The sequence below is a fragment of the Plantactinospora sp. WMMC1484 genome (assembly GCF_049315195.1).
In the GTDB taxonomy this organism is placed as follows: domain Bacteria; phylum Actinomycetota; class Actinomycetes; order Mycobacteriales; family Micromonosporaceae; genus Plantactinospora.
This window is the reverse complement of the sequence record NZ_CP186055.1, coordinates 2,605,648-2,628,694: the sequence shown is the minus strand read 5'-3', so window position 1 is coordinate 2,628,694 and position 23,047 is coordinate 2,605,648. Positions and strand designations below refer to the sequence as shown.

Sequence of the window (23,047 nt, the reverse complement as noted above, 5' to 3'; positions counted from 1 at the left end):
ACGGGCGGCACGACCGCCAACCCAGCGGTCCGGACCGGTCGACCGGGTCGGCGGCGCCGACCCCGTCGACCGGTCCGTCGGTCAGCGCGGCGGCGTCACGTCCCGGCGCTCCTCGACCCGCCGGTACTCGGCCGGCTCGCCGGCGACACCCCGCCGGTACTCGACCGGCTCGGTCTCCGCCTGCCGGTACTCCGTCGGCTCGGTGGTCGTTGTCGTGGTCGCGGCGGAACGGCGCCGGTTGTTCCAGAACACCATGGTCAGGATCAGGCCGAGCACACCGGCCGCCATCAGGACCCAGCCGACCACGTCCAGGTCCAGGCCGCCGATGGCGACGTCCACCGCGAAGGTCAGGATCGCACCGAGCGCGATCAGGAAGATGCTGGTGCCGATACCCATGACACGCCTCCTTGCAGGGGGTGTTGGCTGTCATGGTGCTGCTACCCAATCCCCGAGCCGGCCAATCCGGTCCCCGGAGGGACCGGCAGGTCTCCCCTCGCCCTACCAGCGCCAGGTCCGCCAGGAGAGCAGCCGGCGCCGGCCGGCCATTGCCGCGCCGGCCTGCCGCAGCATCCGCCCGAGCAGCGGCGCCACCAGCCAGAGCAGCACCACGCCGTACCCGCCGAGTGCGACCCGTTGCCAGCCCGTCAGGGCCGGCGCCTCGACCAGTGGATACCACAGCGGGCTGAACTCCGGGGTGAAGTGGCAGAGCGACTCCAGGTAGTAGTTGTTCTCGTAGCAGGTCCACGGCCAGAGTTGCCCATACACGAGACTGCTGGCCGCGCCCCAGACCGAGAGCAGCGCGGCAGCCAGGGTGGCGAGGTTCGCCCACGGCCCGGCGTCCCGGGCCCCGAGCCGTACGGCGAGGGCCAGGCTCGCCGGCAGGATGGCGATCAGGAAGAACCTGGGTCCCCAGTACAGACCGCCGTACCAGGCCCACCAGGAGGCGTAGACCAGCACCAGACCGGCCACGAAGAGCAGCCACGACAGCCAGACATCGGAGACCGCGTCACCCGGCCGGCGCAGCCGCAGGAACAGTCCTGGGGTGAACCAGAACAGCCCCTTGCCGAAGGAGAAGAGGATCGCGGCCACCCCGAGCAGGAACGGATAGGAGAAGCCCGGCTCGCCCGAGTACGGCATCACGGTCTGGCCGCCGCCGTTGCCGGCGTACGCCCGGTGCAGCGGGTCACCGAAGCGCAGCCACGCCTCCGCGGCGATCAGCAGGCCGGTGGCCACCAGCACCGACAGGTAGCGCAGCCGCCGCTCGCGGAGGCAGCGCACCGCGACGACGAGGCCGAGCGCGACCACCGACGCCGGGGTGTTCGCCACCCCGAGCACCACGCCGCCCCAGCCGGCGAGCCGGGTCCACCGGCTCGTCCCGGGCAGCGTCGCGGCGAGCAGCCCGACGCCGACCGTCGTCGCGGTGAAGACCTCGCCGTAGAAGTCCTGCACGTGCACCGCGATCATGCTGCCGGCGACCAGCACCAGCAGGAACCGCCGGAGCAGCCGGGGCTCCATCCGGTCCCGGAGCAGCTGGTGGACCGCGACCAGCGCCAGGGTGAAGAGCAGCAGGTTGTACTGCGCCAGGAACGGCTGCGGGTCGCCGTACCAGCGGCCGATCAGCCAGAGCGGCGTCGCGAAGAGCGGCCCGATCAGCGAGTACGGCATCTCCGGCAGCTGCCGCTGTTCGAGCAGTTGAAGTAGTGCCTGGTAACGGGCGAGACCGTCACCCATCATCGGCGGGCGGGGGGTGAACGCCAGCAGCGCCATGCCGGCCGCGATCAGAAATGGCTCCACCACCGCCGCGACGCCGCCGCCCGACCGCTCCGCCGCCCCGCCCGGCGCCTCCGGGGACCGTCCGGACCCCTCCGCGGGCTCCCCGGACTCCGACCGCTCGGACTCCGACCGCTCGGACCTCGACCGCTCGGACCTCGACCGCTCGGACCTCGACCGCTCGGACCTCGACCGCTCGCCGGGCCCCTCCCGGACCCCGTCGACCACCGGAGCGTCCATCGACAGGCCCCCCTCACGCTCGCACACCGTCACGGCCGGAACGCCGGCCACAGGCAGTGTGCCAAACGCCGACCGACCGTTCCATAGGCGTCGGTGGATGTCCGTGGAACGGTGGGTCGGCAGCGGTCAGCCGGTCGTCCGTTCCAGGATCAGGTCGCGGGCGCGGGCGTACTGCTCACGGATCTGCCGGACGCCGTTGCCGGCGTACTCCTGGACCTGGCCAGCCGACCACGAGGGCGGCTGCGACCCACCCTGGAGGACCCAGGCGGCCTGCCGGGCGGCCCCGTCCGCGACGTACTCCCCCGGCTCGGGCACCAGCACCGGACAGCCGAAGACCTCCGGCGCGATCCGGCGCACCGCCTCCGACCGGGCACCGCCACCCACCAGGATGATCCGGTTCGCCGTCGCCCCCTGCGCGAGCAGCGCGTCCAGCCCGTCGGCCAGCGCGCAGAGCATCCCCTCCACCGCTGCCCGGGCCAGGTGTGCCGCGGTGGCGGTCCGCAGGGTCAGTCCGTGCACCGCGCCGGTCGCAAGGGGACGGTTCGGCGTCCGCTCCCCCTCCAGATACGGCACCATGACCAGCCCCTCCGCGCCGGCCGGTGCCGACAGCGCCAGCCTGGCCAGTTCGTCAAGCCCGACGCCGAGCATCGCCGCCGCCGCGTCCAGCACCCGTGCCGCGTTGAGGGTGCAGACCAGTGGCAGGAACCGCCCGGTGGCGTCGGCGAACCCGGCCACCGCACCCGACGGGTCCGCGGCGGGAGTGTCCGCGACGCTGAACACCGTCCCCGACGTACCGATCGAGACGACGACGTCTCCCGGCATCGCACCGACGCCGAGCCCGGCGGCCGCGTTGTCCCCGGTCCCGGGACCCAGCAGCGCGCCACCCGGCAGCCGCCCGGCCGCCTCCGCCGGCCCCAGCACCGCCGGGACCACCGGCACCCGACCGAGCGCCCGCTCCAGCAGGTCGAGCCGGTATTCGCCGGTCACCGGCGACCAGTAGCCCGTCCCACTGGCATCTCCCCGGTCGGTTCGCAGCGCGTCGAGGCCGGGCGCACCCGCCAGCCGCCAGGTCAGCCAGTCGTGCGGCAGACATACCGCCGCCACCCGGGCCGCGTTCTCCGGCTCGTGCCGCGCCAGCCAGCGCAGCTTGGTGACGGTGAAGCTCGCCACCGGCACGCTGCCGACCGCGTCCGCCCAGGCCCGCCCCCCGGCCTCGCCGCCACCCAGCTCCTGCACCAGCTCGGCCGCCGCCTCCGCCGAGCGGGTGTCGTTCCACAACAGGGCCGGGCGCACCACGGCACCGGACTCGTCCAGGCAGACCATCCCGTGCTGCTGGCCACCGACCGACACCGCCGCCACGTCGTCGAACCCGCCGGCCTCGTCGACGGCGGCCCGCAACGCCTCCCACCACGCCTGTGGATCGACCTCGGTCCCGTCCGGATGCGCCGCCCGGCCGCTGCGGACCAACGCCCCGGTCCCGGCGTCCCGGATCACCACCTTGCACGACTGGGTCGACGAGTCGACCCCGGCGACGAGCGCCATCTCATGCCCTCCCTCCGGGCTCAACGGACGGTTACGGTCCCCGACCGCACGAAAGCGGCAGGGACCTCAGCGGGCCCCGAGCAGATGCTCCACGGCCAACTGGTTCAACCGGACGAACCCGAACCCGCGCGCCGCCACCGCGTCGACGTCCACATCCTCGAACGCGCTCCGATCGGCCAGCAGGTCCGCGTAGGTCTCACCCGGGTTCAGCGTCGGTGTCGAGAGTTCCGCCACCTTGCTGGCCGCCAGCGCCTCACGCACCTCCGGGTCGGCCCGGAACGCCGCCGCCCGCTCCTTGAGCAGGAGGTAGGTTCGCATGTTCGCCGCCGCCGAGGCCCACACCCCGGCGTAGTCCTCGGTGCGGGACGGCTTGTAGTCGAAGTGCCGGGGCCCGGTGTAGGCCGGCCCGCCCTGCGACCCGCCGAACTCCAGCAGGTCCACCAGCGCGAAGGCGTTCATCAGGTCACCGTGCCCGAAGACCAGGTCCTGGTCGTACTTGACCCCGCGCTGCCCGTTGAGGTCGATGTGGAAGAGCTTGCCGGCCCAGAGCGCCTGGGCGATCCCGTGCATGAAGTTGAGCCCGGCCATCTGCTCGTGCCCGACCTCGGGGTTCAGCCCGACCAGCTCCGGGTGGTCCAGCTCGTTGATGAAGGCGAGCGCGTGCCCGACCGTCGGCAGCAGGATGTCACCGCGCGGCTCGTTCGGCTTCGGCTCGATCGCGAACCTCAGCCCGTAGCCCCGGTCGATGACGTACTGGGCCAGCAGGTTCACCGCCTCGCGGTAACGGTCCAGCGCGGCCCGGACGTCCTTGGCGTGATCGTATTCCGAGCCCTCCCGGCCGCCCCACATCACGAAGGTCTGCGCGCCCAGCTCGGCGGCGAGGTCCAGGTTGCGCAGCACCTTGCGCAGGGCGTAGCGGCGGACGTCCCGGTCGTTGCTGGTGAAGCCGCCGTCCTTGAAGACCGGATGGGCGAAGAGGTTGGTGGTGACCATCGGCACCACGAGACCGGTCGCCTCCAGCGCCTTGCGGAACCGGGCGACGTGCTGCTCCCGGGCAGAGTCGTCGGAGCCGAACGGGACCAGGTCGTCGTCGTGGAAGGTGATCCCGTACGCACCCAGCTCGGCGAGCCGGTTGACCGCCTCGACCGGGTCGAGCGCCTCCCGGGTCGCCTCACCGAACGGATCCCGGGCGGTCCAGCCCACCGTCCAGAGACCGAAGGAGAACTTGTCGGCAGGGGTTGGTTGGGCTGCCATGGCGGACCTCCAGAGGAACCGACTCGACGTCGAGGTGAGGGGCGCGGGTGGTGAAATCCCGGGTTGATGCGCCGGCTACCCGGCCGATTTGTTTATCGGTTGAATTATTTGACTGCGGTATGGCATTGTCAATAGCGTGACGCAACCCGCGGCGGTGCCGGTTGGCGCGGCGGTGAGCGCCGTCCGGCAGGCGAGCCTGCGCGAACACAACCTGGCCCTGGTGCTACGGCAGATCGCCGCCGCCGACCGCCCGCCGTCCCGGGCCGGCCTGGCCGCCGCCACCGGGCTGACCCGGGCCACCGTCTCCGCACTCGTCGACGACCTGATCGCCGGGCGGTTGCTCACCGAGGTCGCCCCGACGCCCCGTTCCGGCGCCGGCCGCCCGGCGGTCGGCCTCACGCTCGCCGGTCACGGCCCGGCCGGCCTCGGCCTGGAGATCAACGTCGACTATCTCGCCGCCGTCCTGGTCGACCTCGCCGGGACGGTACGGCACCGGGCGGTACGCCGGGTCGACCTGCGCCCGGTCCCCCCGGTCGAGGCCCTGGCGCTGGTCGGCGACCTGATCACGGAGGCGGGTGCCGAGGCGGACCGGCAGGACCTGACCCTGGCCGGCACGGCGCTCGCGGTGCCCGGCCTGGTCACCGCCACCGGGCTGGTCCGGCTCGCACCGAACCTCGGCTGGCGGGATGTGGACGTACCGGCCCTGCTCGGGACACATCCAGGGCTGGGCGGGCGTGGGCTCGGCGTGGACAACGAGGCAAACCTTGCCGCACTCGGCGAGCTGCACGCCGCACCGCCCGGCTCGGCCAACTTCATCTACATCTCCGGCGAGGTCGGCATCGGCGCCGGAATCGTGCTGCACGGCACGCTGTTCCGGGGCGCGCGGGGCTGGAGCGGGGAGATCGGCCACGTGCCGGTGCACCCGGAGGGCCGGCCGTGCCGCTGCGGCGGTCGGGGCTGCCTGGAGCAGTACGCCGGCCAGGAGGCCATCCTGGCCCGGGCGGGGCTGACCGACCCGGCCGCCGTCGACGCCGGCCGGGCCGACTCCCCGCCGACGGCGCCGGTGCCGGGCGCGGCGGTCACCCGGCTGGTGGCGGCGGCCACCCGGGACGAGCCGGCCGCCGAGCGGGCACTGGTCGAGGCGGCAACCGCGCTCGGAGTCGCGGTCGCCGGAGTGATCAACCTGCTGGACGTCGACACGGTGGTGCTCGGCGGCGTCTACGCCCCACTGGCCCGCTGGCTGGCTCCGACCGTGGAGGCCGAGATCCGCCGCCGGGTGCTCACCGCAGCCTGGTCACCGGTGACCGTCCGGCCCGCACTGCTCGGCGGGGACGCGGCCGCGCTCGGCGCCGCCGGATCGGTCGTCCGCACGGTGCTGGAGCACCCCGCCCGCTGGCTCGGCCGGCCCAGCCGCTAGCCGGAGGCGGGCCACGAGGCCCGTTACCTTTTTGATCGTCCCCATCCGGGGACTGCTCGGTCGCTCGGTCCGGTATGACTTTCTGCCCCTGTCGTACGCATGATCCGGGGGGTGTTGTCGCCGGGCCGGGTGGCGTCGGCGGACCGCTGATAGGGACCCGGCCACCCCGTCCGTGGGGTAGGTCTCTCCGTAACGTGGATGCCGGCAGTCCGGCGCTGTGACCAGCGGCCGAGCCAGGACATCGCGGTGAGGAGGGCAGGCTGTGCACGACGGGTTCGGCGTCTTCATCGGACTCGATGTGGGCAAGGAAGGACACCACGCGGTCGCGTTGAACCGTGAGGGCAAGCGGCTGCACGACGCGACCCTGCCCAACACCGAGACCGGGCTGCGGAAACTGTTCGACAAACTCGCCCGCCACGGCCGGATCCTGGCCGTGGTCGACCAGCCCGCCTCGATCGGTGCGCTGCCTGTCGCGGTCGCCCGCGCCGGCGGCCACCAAGTGGCCTACCTGCCCGGTCTGGTCATGCGCCGGCTGGCCGACCTGCACCCCGGCACCGCGAAGACCGACGCCCGCGACGCCTACGTCATCGCCGACGCCGCCCGCACCCTGCCCCACACCCTGCGTCGGGTCGACACCGGCGACGAGACCCTGGCCGAACTGGAGGTGATGGTCGGCTACGACGACGACCTCGCCAGCGAGGTCACCCGCGTGGCCAACCGCATCCGGGGCCTGCTCACCCAGATCCACCCACCCCTGGAACGCGTCCTGGGACCGAAGCTGCAGCACCCCGCAGTACTCGAGGCGCTCTCGCGGTGCGGCGGACCCACCGGTCTGCGCAAGGCCGGCCGGGCGAAACTCACCGAGATCGTCAAGGCCCGCGCGCCGCGCATGGGCACCCGCCTGGTCGAGCAGATCTTCGCCGCACTCGACGCGCAGACCGTCGTGGTCCCGGGCACCACCGCCGCCGAGACCGTCCTTCCCCGACTCGCCGACAACCTGCGTGACCTGCTGCGACAACGCGACCAGGTCGCCGAACAGGTCGAAGGGATGCTCGATACGCACCCTCTTGCCCCGGTCCTGACGTCGATGCCCGGCATCGGCGTCAGGACCGCAGCCCGAATCCTGCTCGAAGTCGGCGACGGCAGCTCGTTCCCCACCCCCGGCCATCTGGCCGCGTACGCCGGCCTGGCCCCGGTCACCCGCCGCTCCGGCACCAGCATCCGCGGTGAACACCCACCCAAGGGTGGCAACAAGCAGCTGAAACGCGCGTTCTTCCTGTCCGCGTTCGCCGCTCTCGCCGACCCGCTCAGCCGCGCCTACTACGACCGCAAACGCGCTGAGGGCAAGAAACACAACGCCGCCCTCATCTGCCTCGCCCGCCGCCGCGTCGACGTCCTCCACGCCATGCTCCGCACCCAGCGGCCATACCAGCCCAAAACGGCGGACGAACCCCGCCTCGCTGCTTGACACAACCCATAGGGACACCCCCCCGGAAGCGGGCCGCGAGGCCCTCGGAAGCGGGCCGTGTCAGGAGCCGCCGGCAACGGCACGGCGTGAGCGGGAGCACCGACGGCCCGGAACGGGAGACAATCGGACGTCCGGCCCGCCGCGCCGCTCGGCACGCGGGGCGGGACCGGCCGGATGTGCCGCTCGTGCCCGGGCGGGAACGGCCGGATGTGCCGCTCGTGCCCGGGGCGGAACGGAGGTGACACGCGGCACGACAACCCGGGCGACCTCGGCGACGGTGCCGAGACCGGCTCGCTATTGTTGCCCCCGAGCAACTATTCCGATCAGCAATCATTGTCATGGCGACGGGAGTGCCAGCGCCGATGCGCACAGCTCGACGAGCCGGAGAGGGGCCCGCGGACCACCGCTGCCCGCGCCGGCCACAGGACCGCGCCGGCGCGCCGCCGACGCTCCGTTCAGGCCGAGCGCTCGGTCCGCTCCGCGCTGCCCCGGAAGGCCTGGTCGAACTCGACGAGACCACGCAGCAGCGCCTGCCGTCCGGCGGGACTCATCCCGCCCAGCGTCTCGGCGAGCCGCTCCCGACGGTCGGCGCGGATCTCGGACAGCAGCTTCTGCGCAACCGTGGTGAGATGCAGCGAGATCTCCCGGCGGTCGGCCCGGCCCGGCTCGCGTTCGAGCAGCCCGGCGGCGACGAGCCGGTCACAGAGCCGGCTCGCCGACGAGAGCAGCATCCCGAGGATCCCGGCAAGTCCCCGCAGATTGATCCCGTCGAACTGCTCGACCACCATCAGAGCGCGCAGTTGCGAGCTGGAGAGCCGCCCACTCGTCCGCTCCCGGGCCGCGTCCCAGATCGACAGCAGCGCCGCCGCGGCGGTGTCCACCGCCGTAGCGAGCGTCACGTCCGGTCCGCCGGGACCGCCGGAATCAGCCATGGTGGTCTCGACACTACCGCCGTCACGCGGCCGGCCGCATCGCTGCGGGTCCGGACGGCCCATCCGGACCGGCGCGGACGATCCCCGCGCGGCGCCGCTGTTGCGACGGGTCGGAAATGACGGATCGGCTCTCCGACATCCGCCGCCGCCTGGCCGAGGCTCCGGCCGATCTCGTGGTGGAGTGCCTGGCCACGGAGCTGGCCAGAGCGTACGGGACGGTGGAGACCGAACTGCTCCAGGTCGACTACCGACTCGCCGCCCTGGTCCCGCTGCACGGCGGCGACCCGGTGACCGGGGCTGGCACCCCGGCCTGGCGCTGCTTCGACCACCAGGCACCCGCGTTCCAGGACGGGATTCTCCACCTACCGGTCACGATGCGCGGCGAGCGGCTCGGCGTGCTCCGGCTGGCGCCGGCACCCGAGGATCCGCGGCGGCGCGACGAACTGGCGGAGGCGGCCGACGCACTGGCGCACGAGCTGATCGTGGTGCGACCCGGCACCGACAAGTACGCCGTGGGCGCCCGGACCCGCCGGCTGACGCTCGCCGCCGAGATGCAGTGGGAACTGCTGCCCGGCCGGAGCCGCATCCGTCCCTCCTTCAGCCTCGCCGGCCAACTCGAGCCGGCGTACGCGGTGCGCGGCGACAGCTTCGACTGGGCCGACGACGACCAGCGGCTCTGGCTCTCCACCGTCAACGGCATGGGCGAGGGGGTGACCGCCTCGATGCTCACCTGCCTCGGCACCAACGCCCTGCGCAACGCGCGCCGGGCCGGCCTCGAACTCGCCGACCAGGCGGCCCTGGCCGACCAGGCGATCTACGCCTACCACCAGGGCATCCAGCACCTCTCGGCACTGCTGCTGGAGCTGGACCTGCGTACCGGGGTGGTGACGGCGGTGGACGCCGGCTCGCCACGGCTGCTCGTGCTACGCGACGGCGAGGTGATCGAACAGTCGCTGGACGACCAGTTCCCGCTGGGGATGTTCGACGGCACCATCTACCAGTCGCAGAGCTTCACGCTCACCCTCGGTGACCGGCTCTTCGTGGTCAGCGACGGCGTCTTCGACGCGACCTCCCGCATTGCCCGGTACGGCGACACCGCGCTGCACCGCTCCGTCCGGCGCACCAGGTCGATGGCGCCGCTCGAGGCGGTACGCTCGCTCCTCGGTGACCTGCGCGCGTTCGTCGGCACCGACCTGGTGGACGACGCGGTGGTGGTCTGCCTGGAGTGGCGGGGCTTCCGCGCCGAGCACCTCCACGACCCTTCCGTGTGGCACACCGGGGACACCCTGTCCGGAGGACGCGGCGGGGACACCTCCCTCGGAGGACGCGGCGGGGACACCTCCCTCGAAGGACGCGGCGGGGACGCCCTCTCCGGAGAGCGCGGCGGGGAGCGGACGGGACCCGACCAGGGTCAGTAGGCCCCCCTGGTCCGGACCACCGCGCCGAACGTCTTCCAGAGGATGGTCAGATCGGCGGCGAGCGACCAGTTCTCCACGTAGTAGAGGTCGAGCCGGATGCCGTCCTCCCAGCTCAGGTCCGACCGGCCGCTGATCTGCCAGAGGCCGGTGATGCCCGGCTTCACCAGCAGCCGGCGGGCGACGTCGCCGTCGTAGCGGGCCACCTCGGACGGCAGCGGCGGACGGGGGCCGACCAGGCTCATGTGCCCGAAGAGCACGTTGGCGAGCTGCGGCAACTCGTCAAGGGACCACTTGCGCAGTATCCGACCTACCCGGGTGACCCGGGGATCGACCCGCATCTTGAACATCAGGCCGTCGGTCTCGTTCTTGGCGGCCAGGTCGGCCAGGAGCGCGTCCGCGTTCACCACCATGGTCCGGAACTTGTAGACCCCGAACTCCCGGCCACCCTGGCCCACGCGGATCTGCCGGAAAATCACCGGCCCCCGGCTGTCCAGCTTGACGGCGAGCGCGATGACGGCGAGCAGCGGCAGGGCGACGGCCAGCGCGGCGGCGGCCAGCGTCCGGTCCACAAATGCCTTGACGACCTTGCGGGCACCACGGAACTCGGGCGCCTCCACGTGGATCAGCGGCAACCCGGCGACCGGTTGGGTGTGGATGCGCGGGCCGGCGACGTCGGTCAGCGCCGGGGCGAGCACCAGGTCGATCCCGGTGCCCTCAAGCTGCCAGCCGAGCCGACGCAGCCGGGTGGCGGTCAGCTCGTTGGAGGCGGTCACCGCCACCGTGTCGGCGTTGATCGCCGCCGCGGCGTCGACGATCGCCCGGAACGATCCCAGCACCGGCACGTCACCGAGTCGCTGCGGCACCGGGGCCAGCAGCGCGTCCGGGATGCAGGCACCGACGACCTGGTAACCAGCGTACGGCTCACGACGCAGCGTGTGCACCAGTTCCAGTACGTGTGCGGTGTCGCCGACCGCCAACACCCGCCGGGACCAGCCGGCCCCCCGCGAGCGGGACCAGTGCAGCCGCTTCCGCGCGGCGAACCGGGCGAGTACCAGCCCGACGGTGCCGACCGCGAACGAGATGCCGAGGAAGCCCCGGGAGACGCCGACATCGGCGAGGTAGCCGGCGATCGCGACGCCCCCGGCGAGCCGGAGACCGGCCGAGACGACCCGGCGGTACTCGTCGGCGCCGTAGCCGAGCACCCGGTGGTCGTAGCAGCGCAGCGCCTTGAGCGAGGCCAGCCAGGCGAGCACCAGGGCCGGCCCGACGATCACGTACGGGATGTCGGAGCCGACCGCCTCGTCGCCGCCGAACCGGGCGACGTAGCCGCCGGTCACCGCCACCACCAGGATGACCGCGTCGAGTAACAGCAGCGTGCGGATGTAGCCGCGCTGGCGCGTCCGGGACGACGTGACGGATGCCCCCGCAGTCGACTCCGGAGGCATCGTGGTGGGGCTCAGCAGTGTCGCCGACGTCACCGGCCCTCCCTCGCTCCAGGGGGCACCACCCGATCGGCCGCCCGCCGTCTGACCGAGCGGCCCGGAGGCACCTGGACATCTTCACCCGGCGGCACCATCACGTAGAGCTTCCGACAGATTACTGTCACTTGTTTGCGTCGCCGGTGATCCGGCTGCTCACCTCCGTGGCCGCGCCGCCAGCCCCCAGGGCAACAAGCCACAACGGTGCTCGGCGTCGGGCGATGCGGCGGACTCGGTCTCCCGGGCAAACAACCTGCCCGCCGTACCGGCACGGCTGGCCGGTACGGCGGGCGTCGTCGATCAGGTCGTGTGGGCGGTAAGCACCGCCGGCCCCGACCGGGTGAAGCCGCGGCGTCAGCGCGGGGCGGACGGCCGGCTGGCGATGGCCTGGAGGAAGATGTCGCCGATCTTCGCCGGGTCCTCGGTGACGAAGGCCGCGCCGCCGGTCACCTTCGGGATCGGATCCAGCTCGGCCTTGCTGACCTCGGCGCCGATGCCGACGATGATCACCTGGACCGGACGGTCCGGGTCACTGATCCGCTTCAGCTCGGCGAGCAGGGTCGCCTGGCTGATGCCGTTGTCGTCCTCGTTCTTGCCGTCGGTCATCAGCACGACCGAGTTGACCCGACCGGGCTCCCACTCGTCCTGGACCGCCCGGTACGCGGCGAGGATCGTGTCGTACATGCCGGTGTCGCCACCCCGCTTGGGGGTGATCCCGCCGAGCGCGCGCTCCAACTCCTCCCGCTGACTGGACATCGGTCCGATCGGCACCAGCGAACGGTAGTCGCGGGAACCGTTCAGTTCGGTGGAGAAGATCCAGAGGCCGAGCGCCCAGTTGTCGTCGAAGAGCGCCAGGCCTCGCCGGGCCGCCTCCAGGGTGACCTGCATCCGGGTGGCGTTGTTGGCGGTGGGCACCCGCTCGAACATCGAACCGGAGACGTCGATGACCGCCAGCATCCGGCCGGACTGGGTGGCGACCGACCAACTGGAGAGCACCCGTTCGATGGTCGCCCCGTCGCCGCCGCCGGCCGTACCGCCGGGGTTGGGCGCCGCGGTGGTCGGCGCCGGCTCGGTGCCGGCCGGGCTCGGCGCGCCCCGGGGCGGCGCGAAGCCGTCGGCCCAGGTGCCGTCCGGCGCCCGGAGCCCCTGCCCGGCCAGCCTGCCCCGGAAGGCCGGGGTGCCGAGCGCGGCGAAGAGCTTCCCCGCGGCCTCCGCCTTGGCGGGTTCGGTGCCGGGCATCACCGCGTACGGGTAGTCGAGTGAGATCGGCGCCGGTTCGAGATAGAGCGCGGCGAGCGGAACGGGCGGCTTCTCCGCGTTGAACTTGATGACCTCCTCTTCGGAGAGAGCCGCCGCACCCAGCCCTCGGGCCAGCGAGGTCGGGTCGGTCGCCCGGGGGAACCGGGCGATCAGCTCCTCGCGGACGGCCGAGACGCCGGTGGCCAGGGCCCGCAGGGCTGCGGTGGTCGCCTGCTGCGCCTGGGCCCCGCCACCTGACTGCGCGGCGGTGGCCAGCGAGAGCAGGCCGGCCAGCCCGGCGGCGTCCCGACTCGGCTCCACGAGGCCGGTCTTGAGCTGGGTACCGGTGGTGATCCGGCCCAGCAGGTCCTTCCAGCCGAGCTTCTTCTGCGGCCAGCCGACGGTGGTGGCGAGCGGCTCCGGCATGGCCACCACGATGGGGCTACGGGCGACCGAGGCGTTGTTGCGGGAGGCGAACGCGGGGGCCTGCTGCCGCAGCCGCAGCAGCCAGGTGGAGGAGTCCGCCAGCCAGACGTTGGGCAGTACGGCGCTGCCACTGGCCTGCCCGACGCCGGAGAGCGACACGCCGTGCTGACCGGCGATGGCCGCCGCCACCTCCACGGGTTCGCTGGCGGTGACCTCGACGGCGACGCAGAGGCCGTCGACCTCGGCACCGTCGGCGGTCAGGTCGGCGGCGGTCTCCTTGACGGCCGGAGCGATCTCCGGCGCCGCGGCGACGGTGAGCGTCAGCTCACCCGAGCAGTTCGACCCCGCCCATTGCTGATAGCCGAACCACCCTCCAACCGCGACAAGGACGAACGCCATCGCACCGGCGATGGCGCCCGCCCCACGGATACTTCTACGCATGCGATGGCGGCCAGGCACCTGACCATCTTGAGGGCTTCTGCGAAGTCGTGCCAGGGGCGAACGGCGGAATGTTATCGACCCGGGAAAGAGTTTCTGAAAATTGTTGACTTTCGGTAGTCGGGTGGCCTCGGAACGTCGAGGATCGGGCCCAACGGGGCCCGATCTGCACACCGCGCACCAAAAAGATCTTATGGAGACTTATGCAGGAATTAAGGACCGCTATCCGAGGACACACGTCGGGCTGGCCACCGCGACCCGGGTCGGCGGCGCCGCCGGGATCCCGGATTCGCGGTCGACCGCGAACACCGCGACCGCGTCGGCCCGCTCCTCCGCGACATAGAGGTGCTCGCCGAGCAGCGCGAGGTGCCGGGGCCAGTCGCCGATGCCCCGGACCTCCGCCAGATGGCGGGGCACCTCCGCGTCGAGGGCGAAGACCGTCACCGTGCCGGCGCCCCGGTTGGCCAGGTAGAGGAAGCGGCCGTCCGGCCCCACCGCGATCTCGGAGGGTTGGACCGGGCCCGGCCGTTCGCTGGCCCGGACCCGACCGCGCTCGGCCAACCGGTCGGGGCCGTCCCAGGCGTACGTGGTGACGGAGGCGTCCAGCTCACCAGCGACGAAGCAGCGCCGCCCGTCCGGGTGCCGGGCCAGATGCCGGGGGCCGGTGCCGGGCGCCGTCGGGATCCGGGCGGTGGTGCGCAGACGTCCGGCGGCGTCGCGGTGGTGCCGGTAGAGCGTGTCGGCGCCGAGGTCGACGGCGAGCAGCCCGGTGCCGGCCGGATCCGGCGAGACCATGTGCGCGTGCGGCCCTGCCTGGCGGTCGGGCACCGGCCCCCGACCGTCGTGCACAACCAGATCGCTCCGGTCACCCGGCGCCCCGGTCCGGTCCAACGGGTGTACGGCGACACTGCCGCTGCCGTAGTTCGCCACGTACAGGAACGTTCCCTCCGGGTCGACGGCGAGGTGGCACGGATCGGCACCACCGGTGGAGCGGACCGGGAGCGCGGTGAGCGCGCCGTCCGGCTGGACCGTCCATGCGCTGACGGTCCCCTCGGCCAGCTCGTTGACCGCGTAGAGCACGGGGAGCCGGGGATGGCGGGCCAGGAACGATGGCGACGGCGTGGCCGCCGCCACGCCGAGTAGCTCCAACCCCCCGGTGTCGGCATCCCGGCGGGCCGCCACGATGCCGGTACCCCGCCCACCGCTCTCGACGGTGTAGCAGCCGATGTACACGATCCCCGCCCTGTCCGACATGCGCCGCTCCGTTCCCGGCCGACCGCCCCCGGGTCGCGCCGTTCCGCCCGATCAAACCAGAGCCCGCCCCGGGCGGCAGGGCAATCGCTTCCGCACCCTCCCGCCACGACCGCGTTTCCTATAGGATCTTCGATCGTGAACGGTCTCCTCCGGCCGGCCCGCCGGACCACCCTCGCCGACGACGTGTACGAATCGGTCCGGGCCCTCCTGATGGACCATGCCGTCGCCCCCGGGGAACGGATCAATATCGACGCCCTCGCCCGGCGGCTGGAGGTGTCGCCGACCCCGGTCCGCGAGGCCCTCGCCCGACTGGAGTCCGACGGTCTGGTCCGAAAGCGACCGCTGGCCGGCTACACCGCCGCGCCGCTGCTCACCCGGGCCGAGTTCGACGAGCTGGTCGAGATGCGGCTGATCCTGGAGACCGCCTCCGCGCGCCGGGTCGCCGACCGGTTCGCGGACCGGTTCGCCGGGCCCGACACCGGAGCGGCCGGCGAACTCGCCCGGCTCCGCCGCGAGGCAGAGCTGCCCGACCAGGTCCCCGGCACCGAGGGCTTCGCGGCGATCGCCGCGTTCACCGCCCAGGACGCACGCTTCCACCATCTGCTCGCCGAGTGGTCCGACAACCGGATGCTGCACGCCGCCGTGGTACGGCTCCGGGCCCACCTGCACCTGTTCCGGCTGCACTTCCCCACCGCACACCACGGCACCAGTGCCCGCGAGCACCTGCGGATCGTCGACGCCGTCGGCACCGGCGACCCGGACGCCGCCGGCACCGCCATGCGGGACCACCTGCTCGCCGCCGCCGACCGGCACCTGCCGTTCTTCGAGGGAACCCCATGCGCATAGCTCTCTTCGTGACCTGCGTCAACGACCTGGTCTACCCGGCCACCGGCCGGGCCGTGGTACGCGTACTGGAGCGGCTCGGCCACACCGTCGAGTTCCCTGCCGCGCAGTCCTGCTGCGGGCAGATGCACGCCAACAGCGGCTACCGGGCCGAGGCGCTGCCACTGGTCCGACACTTCGTCGACACCTTCGCCGGCTACGACGCCGTGGTGGCGCCCTCCGGCTCGTGTGTGGCGATGGTGCGGGAGTCGTACCCTCGGCTCGCCGGACCGGACCCGCACCTCGCAGCGGTGGTCGCCGACCTCGCACCCCGGGTCCACGAACTCTCCGAACTGCTGGTCGACGTGCTGGGGGTCACCGACGTCGGCGCCGCCTTCCCACACCGGGTGACCTACCACCCCACCTGCCACGGCCTGCGGATACTACGGCTGCGTGACCGGCCGCTGCGGCTGCTGCGCGCCGTGCGCGGGCTGGAGCTGGTGGAGCTGCCCGGCGCCGAGGAGTGCTGCGGCTTCGGCGGCACCTTCGCGGTGAAGAACGCCGACGTCTCGGCCGCGATGCTCGCCGACAAGTGCGGCGCCGTCCGCGACACCGGGGCGGCGTACGTGGCGGCGGCGGACAACTCCTGTCTGGCCCACATCGGCGGCGGCCTCTCCCGACGCACCGACGCACCGCCCGGCGGCCCCCGCCCCATCCACTACGCCGAAATCCTGGCCCACACCGAGGAGCAGCCATGAGTGCAAGGAAGGGCCCCCCATTATCGTTTTCTGTTGTAGAAGGGCCCCCTCCTTACACCTCGGGCACGGGGAACATCGTGGCGGCGGTGCCGTTTCCGGTGGCGGCCCGGCGGGAGCTCGCCGACGGGCAGCTCCGGGCCAACCTGCGCCGGGCCACTCACACGATCCGGGACAAGCGGCTCCGGGTCGTCGGCGAGGTGCCGGACTGGGCGGCGCTGCGCCGCTCGGGTGCGGCCATCAAGGACGACGTACTGGCCCGCCTCCCCGAGCTGCTGGAGCAGTTCGAGGAGGCCGCGACCGCTGCCGGCGCAACGGTGCACTGGGCCCGGGACGCCGCCGAGGCGTGCGAGGTGGTCACCGGGCTGGTCCAGCAGACCGGCAGCCGGGAGGTGGTCAAGGTCAAGTCGATGGCCACCCAGGAGATCGGCCTCAACGAGGCGCTCGCCGAGGCCGGCATCGCGGCGGTCGAGACCGACCTGGCCGAGCTCATCGTGCAGCTCGCCGACGACACCCCGTCGCACATCCTGGTGCCGGCGATCCACTACAACCGCCGGCAGATCCGGGACATCTTCGCCAGCCGGATGCCCGGGGTCGACGTCGACGCGCTCACCGACGACCCGCCCGCGCTCGCCGAGGCGGCCCGCCGGCACCTGCGGGCGAAGTTCCTCGGCGCGCGGGTGGCGGTCTCCGGCGCCAACTTCGCGGTCGCCGAGACCGGCACCCTGGTCGTGGTGGAGTCCGAGGGGAACGGCCGGATGTGCCTGACCCTTCCCGAGACGCTGATCTCGGTGGTCGGGGTGGAGAAGCTGCTGCCGACCTTCCGCGACCTGGAGGTCTTCCTGCAACTGCTGCCCCGCTCCTCGACCGGCGAGCGGATGAACCCGTACACCTCGCTCTGGACCGGGGTCACTCCGGGGGACGGCCCGCAGACCATGCACGTCGTGCTGGTGGACAACGGGCGTACCGAGACGCTGGCCGATCCGGTCGGGCGGCAGGCGCTGCGCTGCATCCGCTGCTCGGCCTGCCTGAACGTCTGCCCGGTCTACGAACGGGTCGGCGGGCATGCGTACGGGTCGGTCTATCCGGGTCCGATCGGCGCGATCCTGTCGCCGCAGATGACCGGCCCCGAGGCGGGCGCGAACCGCACCCTGCCGTACGCCTCGACGCTCTGCGGCGCCTGCTTCGACGCCTGCCCGGTCCGGATCGACATCCCGGAGGTGCTGGTGCACCTGCGGCAGCGCGGCGTGGACGCCCGCCGGGGCAGACCCTCGGCGGAACGCACCGCGATGCGGGCGCTCTCCTGGGCCATGCGCGACCGGCGACGGTACGCGGCCGCGCTCCGGGCCGCCCGCCGCGGCTCGGCGCCGCTGCGGTTGGTCGGGGGGCGCCGGGGGCAGGTACGCCGGCTCCCGTGGCCGCTCTCGGCCTGGACCGCGAGCCGGGACGCCCCGCTTCCGGCGGCGCAGACCTTCCGGGATTGGTGGGCCGAGCGTGAGCGGGATCGCGCCGGTGGAGCGGGGCGGGGTGATCGGGCGTGACATCGGCTCGGCAGGAGATCCTGGCCCGGATCCGGGCCGCCCGCCCCGACGGGCCGGTGCCGGTGCCCCGGGACTACCGGACCGGTCCGACCGGTGTGCCGGACCGGTCGCCGCCGGACGGGGCGCTTCTCGACCTGCTGGTCGATCGCCTCGTCGACTACCGGGCCACGGTACGCCGCTGCGGGTCCCGGGAGGTGCCGGAGGCGTTGACCGATCTGCTGGGTGAGGTGCCGACCGTGGTGGTGCCACCGGGAGCTCCGGCGGAGTGGCTGTCGGCGTACCTCGGCCGGATCCGGCGGGACGGCGACCCGGAGCCGCTTACGGTGGCCGACCTCGACACCCCCGGTGTGGCCGTGGTCACCGGCTGCGCGGTGGCGATCGCGCAGACCGGCACGCTGCTGCTGGACGCCGCTCCCGACCAGGGGCGGCGGCTGCTCAGCCTGGTGCCCGACCATCACCTCTGCGTGGTCCGCGCCGATCGGGTGGTCGACGGGGTACCGGAGGCGCTGGCCCGACTCGCCGCGCCGCAAAGGCCGATCACGCTGGTCTCCGGACCGTCGGCAACCAGCGACATCGAGCTCAACCGGGTGGAGGGGGTACACGGACCACGCCGGCTGGACGTGCTGGTCGTCAGCGGCTGAGGTGGGGGCGGTCCGGCAGGCCGGTTCGGTCGGGCGGTCCAGCAGGCCCGTTCAGACGGACGGTCCGGCAGGCCGGTTCAGTTGGCCGGGACGCGGTCGGCTCGCCGGGCGGCGACGTGCTCCACCAGGGCGACCAGCACCACCTTGCCCGACTGGCGGCTACGGGCGTCGCAGAGCACGACCGGGACGTCCGGGTCCAGGTCGAGCGCGCCGCGCACCGCGTCGGGGCCGAACCGCTTGGCGCCGTCGAAGCAGTTGACCGCGACCACGAAGGGGATGCCCCGGCGCTCGAAGTAGTCGACCGACGGGAAGCAGTCGGCGAGCCGTCGGGTGTCGGCGAGCACCACCGCACCGAGCGCACCGAACGCCAACTCGTCCCAGAGGAACCAGAACCGGTCCTGCCCCGGGGTGCCGAAGAGATAGACCTGGAGATCCTCGTTGATGGTGATCCGGCCGAAGTCCATCGCGACGGTGGTGGTCTGCTTGCCTTCCACCCCGTAGAGGTCGTCGGTGCCGGTCCCGGCGTCGGTGAGCACCTCTTCGGTCTGTAGTGGACGGATCTCGCTCACCGCCCCGACCAGGGTCGTCTTGCCGACCCCGAAGCCACCGGCGATCAGGATTTTCAGGGCGAGCGGAATGCGCCGCCTACCCGTCTCCTGGTCAGAGAGCCCGGAGTCCATTGACCACCGCCTTGAGGATGTCGTCGTCGGGGAACTGGCGAGAGGTGGGTGGGTCGTACATCGAAACCTGGCCGGTGGCGATCAGGTCTCCGAGCAGGACCCGGATCACCCCCACCGGCAGGTCGAGGTCGGCGGCGAGGTCGGCGACGGTCACCGGCTGCTGCGCCCGCGTGATGATCGCCCGGTGCTCCGGCTGGGGCGGCGGATCGTCGCCGCCCTCGTCCTCCAGCGGACCAGCCACCACGTACGCCACCAGGTCGAACCGGCCCGCGGAGGGCTGGACCCGACCACCGGTCATCGTGTAGGGCCGGACGACCGGCCCGGCCTCGTCGTCCAGCCAGTCGTGGTGGGGCCCCGGGGCGTCACTGCGCATCTGCCGGCGCCCTGGGCGATCGGCTCGGCGCGGAGAGGGTCTGCCCGACCCGGGTCACCAGCATCGCCATCTCGTACGCGATGACGCCGATGTCCGATGCGGCGCTGGCCAGTACGGCGAGACAGGCGCCCTGACCGGCGGCGGTGACGAAGAGGAAGGCGCCCTCCATCTCGATCACGGTCTGCCGTACCGGACCGGCCTGGAAGTGCCGGCTGGCCCCCTTGGCCAGGCTGTGGAAGCCGGCCGCCATCGCCGCCATGTGCTCGGCGGCCTCCCGGCCCATCTCCCGTGAGGTGGCCATCAGCAGACCGTCCGCGGAGAGTAGTACGGCCTGCTGCGCGGAGGGCACCCGCTCCACGAGATCGTCGAGCAGCCAACCGAGGTCCGCACCCGGCTTCGTCGTGTGCACCAGTCACCCGTCCCCTTCAGAGTGTGTGACTCCCGGATCGGCGATCCGGGAGGTGGCATCGGAGGTCTCCGCGTCGGCCTGCGCCGGCGTCTCGGCGTCTCGGCGTCCCCGCGCCGTGCCTGCCTGCAATGCCGCCATCACCGCCCGGACCTGCTCGGGAGTACGCGGCTGCGGCTCGTCCAGCGCCGCACCGCGCTCTGCGGTGGCGGCCGCGCCGGCGGCCGGTCGCGCGGACCGGTCGGAGCTGGCGTCCGGGCCGTGGCGCAGTTGCGGGGCCAGGCTCGTCTGCCGGATCCGTCGGGGCAGGCCGTCCGGGCCGATCGGGGCGACGACCGGCCGCACCGGGCCGCCCGGCGGGACCGCCGGAAGGACCACGGTGTCGTCGTCCGTCGCCCGGTGCACCGACCCCGGCTCCATGCCGGCAGCGGCCGGCGAATCCCCCGGGGCGGCAGGGGCCGATGTCGAGTCCATCGGGGCGGCAGGGGCCGATGTCGATTTCCGCAAGCCGGCAGGAGCCGGCTTCGACTCGCCTGGAGCGGCAGGCGCCGGCTTCGACTCGCGGGGGCCGGCGGCGGCGACCAGCGCGGCGAGCGCCGCCCCCGCCTGCCGCCTCGGCCCGAGTCCGGCGCCTGGTCCGGAATCCGGACCGGGATCCGTGGCCGGTTCGTCGCCGTCCGGGGTGGCCACACTCCTCTCCGGCGGGACCGCCGTGCCAGGACCGCCCACGCCTGTGGTGTCCCGGTCAGGGGTGGCCGTCGCAGGGGTGGCCGTCGCAGGCGGGGCGTCCGGGCCGGCGATGGCCAGCGGAGCCTTCCGGCCGGCGATTCCCCGCTGTGCGGCCGGGACGGCGCCGGACGCCTCTCCCTGCCCGCCGGAGAGGGCGGTGGCGGTGCTCTCCGGGACCACGAGATCGCCGGGTACGAGCGCGACCGCGGTCACCCCGCCGTACGGCGAGGTGCGCAGTTGGACCCGTACTCCGTGCCGGGCGCCGAGCAGGGCGACGACGAAGAGGCCGAGCCGGGCGCTGTTCGACGGGTCGAAGTCCGGTGGGTCGACCAGCCTGCGGTTCGCCTGCTCGATGGCGTCCGCGGCCATGCCCAGGCCACGATCCTCGATCTCGATCGCGTAGCCGTTGGAGACCACCTGGCCGGTGATCTGCACCCGGGTGTGCGGCGGCGAGAACGACGTCGCGTTCTCGATCAGCTCCGCGAGCAGGTGGATGACGTCGCCGACCGCCCGGCCGGCACAGGCGGCCGGTGACACGTTGACCAGGTGGACCCGCGCGTACTCCTCGACCTCGGAGATCGCGCCCCGGATCACGTCGACCATCGACACCGGGTTGCGCCAGCCCCGTCCGGGCGCCGCTCCGGCGAGTACCACCAGGTCCTCCGCGTGCCGCCGCATTCGGGTCGCCATGTGGTCCAGCCGGAAGAGGTCCTCCAACTCCTGCGGCTGCGTGGCCCGCCGCTCCATCCGGTCGAGCAGCGCCAACTGGCGGTGCAGCAGCGTCTGGCTTCGCCGGGCGATGTTGAGGAAGACCTCCCGGAGGCCGCGGCGCAACGCGGCCTCGTCGATCGCCGACGCGATGGCGGTCCGCTGCACCTCGTTGAATGCCTGGCCGACCTGGCCGATCTCGTCCTGGCCGTAGTCCAGCGGTGGCGCCTCGGTGTCGACGTCCACCTCCTCGCCCTTGCGCAGCCGGGCGACGACGTCGGGCAGCCGTTCGTCGGCCATGGTCAGCGCGGCGGCACGTAGGCCGGTCAGCCGCCGGACCAGGGAGCGTCCGATCCGGAGCGCGACGACCACCGAGAGCAGCACGGCGACGAAGCCGAGCAGGCCGGCCAGGCCCAACCGGAGCAGGATGCCGGCAGCAACCGGCCGACTGCGCTCGGTGAGTGCCTCCGCACCGGCCAGTTCGAAGTCGCGCAGTTGTCGCTGCACCGAGTCGTAGCTGCCCTGCCACTGCGTGGCACGGACCGGCAGCGTGTTTCCGTTGCCCCGGCCGATCAGTTCGTCCTCCATCCGACGCAGCCGGACGTACGAGTCGCCCTCGGTGAGCTGCTGGTATTCGACCCGGTCGGCGTCGGGCAGTTCCGCCGTCGCCGTCGCGTAGAGAAACCGCTGGGTACCGACGATCTGGACGAACTGGGCGTGCTCTCCCGGCCCGAAGCGCCCCTCGTTGAAGACCCCGGCGAGCAGCGCGTCGGCCTGGGCCAGCACCTCGCGGGCCCGGCCAAGCTCGGTCAGGGTGCGCGCCTCCCGGTCGAGCCTGTCGTCCGGGAGGGTGCTCAGCGCGGAGAAGGTGCGGAACGCGGCGTCGATGATGCCGCTGTAGAGGCCCAGTGCTCCGCTGGCGTCGACGCTGCGGCGGTCGACGAAGAGCCGGCCGGACTGCAACGCGTCGACAGCGGTGAGCAACTGGTCGATCCGGGCGTCGAGCAGCTCGCCGGTGGTGTCCCGCACACCGCCGTCCGAGGTCCGGCGCCGAAACTCCACTATCGCGCGATCGGTACGGATCCGCTGGTCGGCGAGGGCGGCGGCGGCGTTCGGATCGGCCAGTCGGAGCACGGAGAGCCGGCGCTCCCGCTGCAACTCCGCCACCAGCGCCTCGCCCGGCCGGCCGACCTCGTCGAAGAGGGTCCGCGCGGCCAGCAGATCCGACGCCGGCCCGACCGTGAGCGTCGTCGCGAAGATCCAGAGAGCCGACAACGCGAGGATCGGCACGGCGACCAGCGCGACGATCTTCGAGCGGATCGGCCAGTTCTGGGTTTCCATCAGACCTCGCCGGAATGGGTTGTGTCAGGGACGACACCCGCACCGGCGGCCCGCGGCTCCGGCCAGAGTCCGAGGGTCACGGGCGCGCGTGCCTTCGGCAGGATACGTAATCGAGGGCGTCGGCACTACTGGACGGAGGGCTCCGAGTTGATCGGACCGAGGAAAAATCATTGAT

The 23,047-nt window shown here is 72.9% G+C and carries 19 protein-coding genes; 7 read left to right on the top strand and 12 right to left on the bottom strand.

Features of this window, described 5'->3' with window-relative positions:
• Window positions 1-81: 81 nt before the first annotated feature.
• The 4 genes from ACN28C_RS11635 to xylA form a co-directional block, all read right to left on the bottom strand.
• Window positions 82-396 (bottom strand): DUF6458 family protein, encoded by a 315-nt coding sequence (locus ACN28C_RS11635; RefSeq protein WP_421494941.1) that lies wholly within the window; start codon window positions 394-396, stop codon window positions 82-84.
• 102 nt (window positions 397-498) lie between these two features.
• The gene (locus ACN28C_RS11630; RefSeq protein ID WP_422773501.1) at window positions 499-1,797 is read right to left on the bottom strand and encodes a hypothetical protein; all 1,299 of its coding nucleotides are present in this window, start codon (window positions 1,795-1,797) and stop codon (window positions 499-501) included.
• Between the two features lie 339 nt (window positions 1,798-2,136).
• Entirely contained in the window at window positions 2,137-3,552 is a 1,416-nt protein-coding gene (gene xylB / locus ACN28C_RS11625; RefSeq protein ID WP_422773500.1) for a xylulokinase, read from the bottom strand.
• A 66-nt stretch (window positions 3,553-3,618) separates the two neighbouring features.
• Entirely contained in the window at window positions 3,619-4,806 is a 1,188-nt protein-coding gene (gene xylA, locus ACN28C_RS11620; protein ID WP_422773499.1) for a xylose isomerase, read from the bottom strand.
• Window positions 4,807-4,942: 136 nt separating this feature from the next.
• Here xylA and ACN28C_RS11615 point away from each other — a divergent pair, with 136 nt between their 5' ends.
• On the top strand, window positions 4,943-6,223 hold the full coding sequence (locus ACN28C_RS11615; protein ID WP_422773498.1) for an ROK family protein: 1,281 nt from the start codon (window positions 4,943-4,945) through the stop codon (window positions 6,221-6,223).
• A 262-nt stretch (window positions 6,224-6,485) separates the two neighbouring features.
• Window positions 6,486-7,691 (top strand): IS110 family transposase, encoded by a 1,206-nt coding sequence (locus ACN28C_RS11610; RefSeq protein ID WP_422769885.1) that lies wholly within the window; start codon window positions 6,486-6,488, stop codon window positions 7,689-7,691.
• Window positions 7,692-8,146: 455 nt separating this feature from the next.
• On the opposite strand, the gene ACN28C_RS11605 is transcribed toward ACN28C_RS11610, so the two are convergent.
• Complete coding sequence (locus tag ACN28C_RS11605) at window positions 8,147-8,623, bottom strand: MarR family winged helix-turn-helix transcriptional regulator (protein ID WP_422773497.1); 477 nt, start codon at window positions 8,621-8,623, stop codon at window positions 8,147-8,149.
• A gap of 116 nt (window positions 8,624-8,739) precedes the next feature.
• On the opposite strand from ACN28C_RS11605, the gene ACN28C_RS11600 reads away from it, so the two are divergent.
• Window positions 8,740-10,041, top strand: a complete 1,302-nt coding sequence (locus ACN28C_RS11600; RefSeq protein ID WP_422773496.1) for a PP2C family protein-serine/threonine phosphatase — start codon at window positions 8,740-8,742, stop codon at window positions 10,039-10,041.
• Here ACN28C_RS11600 and ACN28C_RS11595 read toward each other — a convergent pair.
• The 3 genes from ACN28C_RS11595 to ACN28C_RS11585 all read right to left on the bottom strand — a co-directional run bounded on the left by ACN28C_RS11595 (window position 10,035) and on the right by ACN28C_RS11585 (window position 14,876).
• Window positions 10,035-11,519, bottom strand: a complete 1,485-nt coding sequence (locus tag ACN28C_RS11595) for a sugar transferase (protein WP_422773495.1) — start codon at window positions 11,517-11,519, stop codon at window positions 10,035-10,037. The two genes, ACN28C_RS11600 and ACN28C_RS11595, sit on opposite strands and share 7 nt — an antisense overlap.
• A 354-nt stretch (window positions 11,520-11,873) precedes the next feature.
• A complete protein-coding gene (locus ACN28C_RS11590; RefSeq protein ID WP_422773494.1) occupies window positions 11,874-13,625 on the bottom strand; it encodes a substrate-binding domain-containing protein in 1,752 nt (583 codons plus the stop codon).
• A 219-nt stretch (window positions 13,626-13,844) separates the two neighbouring features.
• The gene (locus ACN28C_RS11585; protein WP_422773493.1) at window positions 13,845-14,876 is read right to left on the bottom strand and encodes a lactonase family protein; all 1,032 of its coding nucleotides are present in this window, start codon (window positions 14,874-14,876) and stop codon (window positions 13,845-13,847) included.
• Between the two features lie 135 nt (window positions 14,877-15,011).
• Between ACN28C_RS11585 and ACN28C_RS11580 the strand changes: the two genes are divergently transcribed.
• The 4 genes from ACN28C_RS11580 to ACN28C_RS11565 all read left to right on the top strand — a co-directional run bounded on the left by ACN28C_RS11580 (window position 15,012) and on the right by ACN28C_RS11565 (window position 18,635).
• Entirely contained in the window at window positions 15,012-15,722 is a 711-nt protein-coding gene (locus ACN28C_RS11580) for a GntR family transcriptional regulator (protein ID WP_422773492.1), read from the top strand.
• The gene (locus ACN28C_RS11575) at window positions 15,713-16,456 is read left to right on the top strand and encodes a (Fe-S)-binding protein (RefSeq protein WP_422773491.1); all 744 of its coding nucleotides are present in this window, start codon (window positions 15,713-15,715) and stop codon (window positions 16,454-16,456) included. The genes ACN28C_RS11580 and ACN28C_RS11575 overlap by 10 nt, the downstream gene beginning before the upstream one ends.
• A gap of 86 nt (window positions 16,457-16,542) precedes the next feature.
• The gene (locus tag ACN28C_RS11570) at window positions 16,543-17,994 is read left to right on the top strand and encodes a lactate utilization protein B (protein ID WP_422773490.1); all 1,452 of its coding nucleotides are present in this window, start codon (window positions 16,543-16,545) and stop codon (window positions 17,992-17,994) included.
• Window positions 17,991-18,635, top strand: coding sequence for a LutC/YkgG family protein (locus ACN28C_RS11565; protein ID WP_422773489.1), 645 nt, complete (start codon window positions 17,991-17,993; stop codon window positions 18,633-18,635). Before ACN28C_RS11570 ends, ACN28C_RS11565 begins: the two co-directional genes overlap by 4 nt.
• A gap of 77 nt (window positions 18,636-18,712) precedes the next feature.
• Here ACN28C_RS11565 and ACN28C_RS11560 read toward each other — a convergent pair whose 3' ends face one another.
• Genes ACN28C_RS11560 through ACN28C_RS11545 form a run of 4 tightly spaced genes read right to left on the bottom strand, consistent with a single transcriptional unit; the run spans window position 18,713 to window position 22,872 of the window.
• Entirely contained in the window at window positions 18,713-19,315 is a 603-nt protein-coding gene (locus ACN28C_RS11560) for a GTP-binding protein (RefSeq protein ID WP_422773488.1), read from the bottom strand.
• Window positions 19,296-19,688, bottom strand: a complete 393-nt coding sequence (locus tag ACN28C_RS11555) for a DUF742 domain-containing protein (protein WP_422773487.1) — start codon at window positions 19,686-19,688, stop codon at window positions 19,296-19,298. Before ACN28C_RS11555 ends, ACN28C_RS11560 begins: the two co-directional genes overlap by 20 nt.
• Window positions 19,678-20,100, bottom strand: coding sequence for a roadblock/LC7 domain-containing protein (locus tag ACN28C_RS11550; RefSeq protein ID WP_421497435.1), 423 nt, complete (start codon window positions 20,098-20,100; stop codon window positions 19,678-19,680). The genes ACN28C_RS11555 and ACN28C_RS11550 overlap by 11 nt, the downstream gene beginning before the upstream one ends.
• A complete protein-coding gene (locus ACN28C_RS11545) occupies window positions 20,101-22,872 on the bottom strand; it encodes a nitrate- and nitrite sensing domain-containing protein (RefSeq protein ID WP_422773486.1) in 2,772 nt (923 codons plus the stop codon).
• Window positions 22,873-23,047: the final 175 nt, after the last annotated feature.